General features: G+C 63.7%; 1 pseudogene. It reads right to left on the bottom strand.

The features are described from left to right. Positions 1 to 705: pseudogene (locus EN969_RS33895) on the bottom strand (autotransporter outer membrane beta-barrel domain-containing protein); the annotation flags it as partial.

The raw sequence follows: 705 nt of genomic DNA, 5'->3' as shown, positions 1-705 counted from the left end.
ACAGATAATATTCAAAGGCCCCGGCGGCGACCGGGGCGTCGAGCGCGAATGTCGTGGCGCCCGAGGTGGCGCCGTTGATTGCCTGGATGACCATGATGCCGTCCTGCGTGGTCGCAGCCCCCGCGCCGCCGAGATTGACCACGGAGATGCCGGTCGAACCGGAAGCCGTTCCGCTCGACAGGACCAACTTGTCGGATGCGGAGGAATCGTCACCGAGCTCGGTCTGGATAAGCAGCAGGCCACCCAGGCCGACATAATTGCCCGAAATCGTCAGGCTGTCGGTGGCGCCGGTGCTGCCATTGGTCAGGTCGATGCGCCCGGCATTGGTGACCTGCGCCAGCTGGCCTGCCGTAAACGCCTGGATCGCCGCATTGAAGCCGCCGCCGTAGAGCGTGCTTGCGGCATCGACACTGAGCGAACCCGTGCCGGTGCCGCTGTCGCCGAGCACCAGATTGCTGTCCATCGTCAGCTGGGTGTCATTGGTGGCGTCGATGCTTTCCCAGTTCTGGAGCCGGCTGACGCCATCCAGTTTGACGTTGTCCAGGGTCAGCGCATCGGTGCCGGCACCACCTGATATGGCATCCGTGGCACCGAGATTGGCGTTGGTGAGGTTGCTGAGCCTGGCGGTGTCGTTATCGCCGCCGAGATCGACGGAACCATAGATGATGCCGCCACCGTTCCAGACGAAATTGTCGGCGCCAAAGC

Origin of the sequence: Mesorhizobium sp. M7A.F.Ca.CA.003.01.2.1 (assembly GCF_003998945.1) — a bacterium.
In the GTDB taxonomy this organism is placed as follows: domain Bacteria; phylum Pseudomonadota; class Alphaproteobacteria; order Rhizobiales; family Rhizobiaceae; genus Mesorhizobium; species Mesorhizobium ciceri.
Note: the sequence above shows the minus strand (reverse complement) of the source record. Positions and strands in the feature narration are given on the sequence as shown.